Source organism: Candidatus Nanopelagicales bacterium, from assembly GCA_030700225.1.
In the GTDB taxonomy this organism is placed as follows: domain Bacteria; phylum Actinomycetota; class Actinomycetes; order S36-B12.
Map to the genome: position 1 here is coordinate 1 of JAUYJT010000009.1, position 5,551 is coordinate 5,551.

Consider the following 5,551-nt stretch of genomic DNA (forward strand, 5'->3'; position numbering starts at 1 on the left):
ACACCGGCGACACCCCGATCACCGAACCGTCAGCCTGACCATCAAGGCCCCACCCCGAACACCGGGACGGGGCCTACGTCATACCGCCTCAACCGCACCCACGATGACGCCGACATCCTCATCCAGCGTGGCGGCTAACACTCGGGCCGCGCTCGCGCACACTGGAAGTGTGAACGGTAAGGGAACAGGGATCGCCGCGTTGGGCTTGGGTGCCGTATTGCTGCTGGGCGCGTGTGCCGCGCCATCGGATACCGAGTCGATCCGAGAGGCTGGTGCGCCCGCACCCGCAGCGAGTCAGGGTCTGAGGGACTGCTCGGACGTCCCCAAGGAGCCGAAAGCGAACCTATCCCACTGTGACCTGATCGGGTCGGACCTGAGCGGGGCGAAGTTGTGGGCGGCGAACCTTACCGGGGCGAACCTGTTCAGGGCGGACCTGACCGGTGCGGATCTGACCCGGGCGGATCTGAGCGGGGCGTACCTGAGCTGGGCGGACCTGCGCGGGGCGTCCCTGGGCGGGGTGAACCTGAGCGGGGCGAACCTGAGCGGGGCGAGCCTGACCGGGGCGAGCCTGACCGGGGCTACTTGGATCGATGGCCGGATGTGCGGGCACGGCTCAAGCGGCATGTGCCGCTAGCGCTGTTCTCGCGCGCCGACGTGTGTCGCTGGGTGCATGTTCGCGAGTTCTTCACCTAGGTTGAGTAGTCCCTGTCGCTGGGAGGACACTCGGGCCTCGCTCGCGCACACTGGAAGCGTGAACTGCAAGCGAACAGGAGTCGCCGCGCTCGGTTTGGGTGCCGTATTGCTGGTTGGCGCGTGTGCCGCGCGAACCGGCACTGAGCCGATCCGAGAGGCTGATCCGCCCTCACCCGCGGCGAGTCAGAATCTGAGGGACTGCTCGGACATCGCCAAGGAGCCGGCAGCGGACCTATCCAACTGTGACCTGAGACATGCGCTCCTGCGCTGGGCGGACCTGCGTGGGGCGGACCTGGGCTGGGCGAACCTGAGCCGGGCGAACCTGATGGATGCGAACCTGATGGATGCGAACCTTAGGCGGGTGAACCTGACCGGTGCTTACCTGGGCGAAGCCGACCTGCGCGGGGCGGACGTCCTCGGTGCGGTCCTGACCGGGACGGACCTGCGCGGGGCTCTCTGGACCGATGGCTCGGTTTGTGGGCCCGCCTCAATCGGCGAGTGCCGTAGATAGTGCCGTAGTTCTCGCGCGCCGACGTGTGTTGCTGGGTGCATGTACGCGAGGACTACACCTAGGCCTGCGGATCGGCGGGCTTGGCCACATCGATCTCAATGGTCGCTTCAGCCTCGCCCGGTGGGGCCTCGGTCGGATCAATCGGGTTGTCGAGCGAGTCGATCAAGTCCGAGACCTTCGTTGAGACCGCTTCCAGCGCGTCGGAGGTTCGCTGGGCCCACTTCAGTCGGTTCTGGGCAGCGTTGAGGTCGGCAGTGATGCGGTCAACCTCGGCGCTCGCCGCAGCTGAGTCCGCTTCGGTTCGACGACGAAGGAACTCGGTGCCCTGTCGGATCACTGGCGCACTGGTGAGAACGCCAAGCGTCGTTTCCCCTGCCTTGACGATGGAGGCCTTGGCCTGTGCGGCACTGAGGTCGGCTTCGAGCTTCTTCACATCGGCCGTGGCCTGCGACAACGATGCTTGCGCCTTGGCCCGCGCGATCTCCAGTGTGCCCACGGATTCAGGCTAGCGGTGGTGCTGGACAGTTCGCTTGCTGAAGGTCAACGGCCTGGGGTCGCTTCGCCAGCCGAGCTCACGGCGTCGCCCCCGCGGCGTAGGGGTCGGGTGCGACATCGCGCGTCGGAGTAGTGATACCGGGAATGATCGTGTGGTCAACGCCCCAGCCCTCAAGCTTGTCGCGCACTGACTGCTCGGCTTTCTCGAACGTGTCAGCGAAGAGGCGCCGTTCGGCCCACTCCAGCTCCCGCTGTCTGAGGGCTCGCTCAATCCGCTCCATCATCGCGTCGTCGCCGGGCAGGTCAAACGCCGTCTTGGTCATCGCGGGCAGGTCTTGCCGGTAGTCGTGACCGTAGGCCTCGAACTTGCCGGGCACGACGTGCTCCGCGTTGAGCAAGTCAACTCCAACTAGCAGGAAGGTGAACAGTGGCCACCAGCGTGCCTGCTCCGGCACACCGGGCGGGCGGTTCTCAGGGTCGCCAAGCCAATAGGGGCGCTGAACGGCCAGCGTGGCCCCGAACTTCGGGATGGGATCGAGGTAGTGGGAGAGCAGGAAAACTCGCGCGCGGGCGCGGCGGTCGGGATCGAGCGCCTCGAGATCGGCCAGCGAGTTGACCTCTACGACATACCCATTCGGGTCGATCGCGGCGGGGTCGGCCAACCAGCGCTGACGCCACTTCGACGCGTACGGCGACCCGACGAACAGAGCCCGGGAGACGTCCAGAATGTCGAAACCCCGCACGCCTTCGTTCTCGAACACATCCTGCGCGCTCTGCGCTCCCAAGCTTTCACCGAACAGCAGGATCTTGGGTCGTGAGCCTTCGGGAATTGCGCGTATGCGCCACGCCAGAGCCGTCAGGAGTGCCAGGTTGCTCTGCCAGGCTGTGCCGACACGGTCCAGCGACAGGGCAGACGGTCGCACCGAGTATTGGACGCACGCGCTCGCGACGTTGCCGCCAGTGAGGTACTCGATGGTCTCGGCCGCGACGTAGTTAACGTAGCCGCTCCCGGTCGGGGAGAAGACCGCTACGTATGGGCGGTCAAACGCCCCGAGGCGGTCAAGTTCCTCCATTGCCGTGTACGCACGCGAGTTGGGGCTCTCGGCGGACTCGAAGCCGACGAAGACGCGGATGGGGTCAACGGCCGGTTGGTCAGTGACGGCCTGGATCTCGTCGGATGACAGCGCCATGTTGACGAACCGCCGACCCTCCCTGCCTATCGAGGCCCAGTCGATGAGACTGCCCGGACCTCCGCTGACGCTGTCGGACGTCGGTATGGCGCGGTACGCGGGCTCCATGGCCCCACCGACACTGTCCGCTTTCTCGTAGGCGGATGCGATGCCGCGCTCGATCAGGAATCCGAAGAGCCCGAGCGTTGTCGCGTGCCCGATCGCCTTGCCGACGGGCTTCAGACCGGGAACCGCCCAGCCGACCACTGTGGCGACAGTGTCAGCGGCAAGGGATTCGGCTCTCGACAAGCCGTACAAGCCGACTGACACCCCGACTCCCACAGCGGCAGCGCCGAGAGGGTCCACCGAACTGGCCGGGCGGACGGGCGATCCGTACTGGTCTGTGGTGGCCGCTGTGTCCAGGAGTCGTCGTCGACGCAGCAGGTGAAGTCCAGCCCCCAGTGCCGCGCCGAACGAGACGACAAGCGGGGCGCTTACTGTCCCGGATGTGTGGCGGCCAGTGACAGCGTCAGCGATACCATCCGCTGCCACGGCCAACACGCCGGCAGTCGCGCTGTAGCTGACCCGTGAGGCCGTCGTCCGGGTGGCTGCCCTAGAGACGGACTCGCCGCTGCGCTGCTCCAGGCGGCTCCGAATCGCCGCCGAGGCGCCGAGGGTAGCCAGGCCAGCGGCGAGCGTCGCCGCGCGCGGAAACTCATGTGTGGCGGTGCGCGTGCCGACCACACGCCTCGCGAATGCTTCGATGAATGACTGGTTGGTCGCCGTCAGGCCGTAGTTCACGGACGCGACAACTCCGGTGATTCCCGCCTGCTGGATTGTGGTGCGAGGCAGCAGAGATGGTTCGAATGACGTTCCGACGCTCGCCACAGCGTGAAGAAGCCCGGCGGCTTCGACGGTTGAGACTTCGGTGGCCAGCACGCGCTGACCGAATTCCAGGGTCCGTGAGACCACTTTTTGCCACTGCATGCCCCCATGTTGCCTGAAGTGGGGCGCTGTCGCCTGCGTGAAGCCCGCACCGAGTGATCGTCGGCGTGCTTAGGTTGATCGCGTGGCTCAACGGACCTCAGGGATACAGCGAGCGTCCGCGCTGGTTCTTCCGGTTGGAATACTCGTCGCGCTGGTGACCGCTGTGACGTTCCCTGGACCAGGGACCGCGATAGGTCGGCTCGCTGTGGGTCCGTTCGACTGGGCTTCGCTGAGCGTGATCGTGATCTTCTTGATCACCGGCTACTCGCTCAAGCTCGCGGAAGTCACAGATTCCGGGTTCGGCAAGGCGGTCGTGCTTGTCGTTGGGATCAACCTGATCATCGTGCCGGCTCTGGCTTGGGTGACGGTGCGGGGAGTTGCATTGCCCCTGGGGATAGCGGTGGGTATCGCGCTGATGGCTTCGGTATCCACGACGAACAGCTCAGGGGTGGTCACGGCGATTGTCGCCGGCGGGGACCGTACGTGGGCGGCCGGGCTCACTGTGATCTGTGTTGTCGCCGGGGCTTTCACGGCCCCGCTCGCGGTCAGCGCGATACTCAGCGCCCATGCCTCAGTGTCGCCGGGGAGCCTTCTCGTTCGCGTGGTCACCATCGTCGTCGTGCCGTTGGTAGTCGGCTGGGTGATCGGGCGCCTGGTCGAGCGGCAACTGCCCAGGTGGGTCGATCTCGTGCCTCCGCTGGCTGTGATCAGTGTCGTGTGGGTAACCATGTCGAAGTCCGCTCCGGCGCTGGCTTCCGCTACGGCCTTGATGATCGGCCTGGTGATCGTCGTGGCCCTGGTTGGACATGGAGTTCTCCTCGGCCTGGGGTCGCTCGCGGCCAGGCCATTCCCGCCGAAGCAGCGCTGGCCCGTCCTATTCGTGACTGCCCAGAAGACCCTGCCGGTCGCCCTGTCGCTGCTGATTGTTCTGACCGGCGAAGCCCCGGACCTAGTGGCCGTGGCGGGCGAGGCGGTGCTCGTCTGCTTGGCCTGGCACTTCCTTCAGATCCTGATCGACAGCGTGATCGCCGGGCGCATCGCTTCGAGGCGAGTACCTACGCCGACGGACTGAAGCCTGCCGGACTCCAGCCATGCCGGGTGCCCTGGGGGTCGACCCTGCGGCTTCAAGCCTCACGCTGGGGGTCCCCCCCGAAGTGGGGGACTGGTCCCGACCCCTGGGGCACACGCCCTGACCTCGCGGTTGGGGTGGGGGCACCGCCGTGGTGGGTGATATCCTGTGATATCACCCACGGGAGGCGTGACATGTCCGATGTGCTGATTCGGGACGTCCCGGAACATGTGCTGTCCGCGATCGATGCCCGAGCTGCTCGGCTTGGACTTTCCCGCAGCGAGCTAGTTCGCCGGGGCCTGGCCCAATGGGTCGACCGATCTACGTCCTCGGTGGTTGCGGCAGACCTGGAGCGCTTCTCATCGACGTTCGAGGACCTGGCGGATCCGTCCACGTCGGGGCAGGCATGGTCTTGATTGAGTGGCTCATTGACAAGTCCGCGCTGGTTCGTCTCGCTCGCAGTGCGCGGGCGGATGAGTGGGCGACCAGGTGTTAGCCGCCACGCTGGATGAGGATGTCGGCGTCATCGTGGGTGCGGTTGAGGCGTATGACGTAGGCCCCGTCCCGGGGTTCGGGGCGGGGCCTTGATGGTCAGGCTGACGGTTTGGTGATCGGGGTGTCGCCGGT

At 66.2% G+C, this 5,551-nt stretch carries 6 protein-coding genes; 4 read left to right on the top strand and 2 right to left on the bottom strand.

The annotated features are described in order from the left end of the window. The first annotated feature begins 169 nt into the window (after nt 1-169). Together Q8P38_01110 and Q8P38_01115 are read left to right on the top strand one after the other, a co-directional pair. Nucleotides 170-634 carry a pentapeptide repeat-containing protein gene (locus Q8P38_01110; protein ID MDP4013213.1) on the top strand — a complete coding sequence of 155 codons (465 nt, stop codon included), beginning with the start codon at nt 170-172 and terminating at the stop codon, nt 632-634. A 117-nt stretch (nt 635-751) separates the two neighbouring features. Further along, on the top strand, nt 752-1,204 hold the full coding sequence (locus Q8P38_01115; GenBank protein ID MDP4013214.1) for a pentapeptide repeat-containing protein: 453 nt from the start codon (nt 752-754) through the stop codon (nt 1,202-1,204). Nucleotides 1,205-1,262: 58 nt separating this feature from the next. On the opposite strand, the gene Q8P38_01120 is transcribed toward Q8P38_01115, so the two are convergent. Continuing rightward, nucleotides 1,263-1,700 carry a hypothetical protein gene (locus Q8P38_01120; protein MDP4013215.1) on the bottom strand — a complete coding sequence of 146 codons (438 nt, stop codon included), beginning with the start codon at nt 1,698-1,700 and terminating at the stop codon, nt 1,263-1,265. A 76-nt stretch (nt 1,701-1,776) separates the two neighbouring features. Beyond that, nucleotides 1,777-3,855 (bottom strand): alpha/beta-hydrolase family protein, encoded by a 2,079-nt coding sequence (locus tag Q8P38_01125; protein ID MDP4013216.1) that lies wholly within the window; start codon nt 3,853-3,855, stop codon nt 1,777-1,779. An 82-nt stretch (nt 3,856-3,937) separates the two neighbouring features. On the opposite strand from Q8P38_01125, the gene Q8P38_01130 reads away from it, so the two are divergent. Beyond that, on the top strand, nt 3,938-4,927 hold the full coding sequence (locus Q8P38_01130; GenBank protein MDP4013217.1) for a bile acid:sodium symporter: 990 nt from the start codon (nt 3,938-3,940) through the stop codon (nt 4,925-4,927). A 191-nt stretch (nt 4,928-5,118) separates the two neighbouring features. Then, nucleotides 5,119-5,340 (top strand): ribbon-helix-helix domain-containing protein, encoded by a 222-nt coding sequence (locus Q8P38_01135; GenBank protein MDP4013218.1) that lies wholly within the window; start codon nt 5,119-5,121, stop codon nt 5,338-5,340. Nucleotides 5,341-5,551 lie beyond the last annotated feature (211 nt).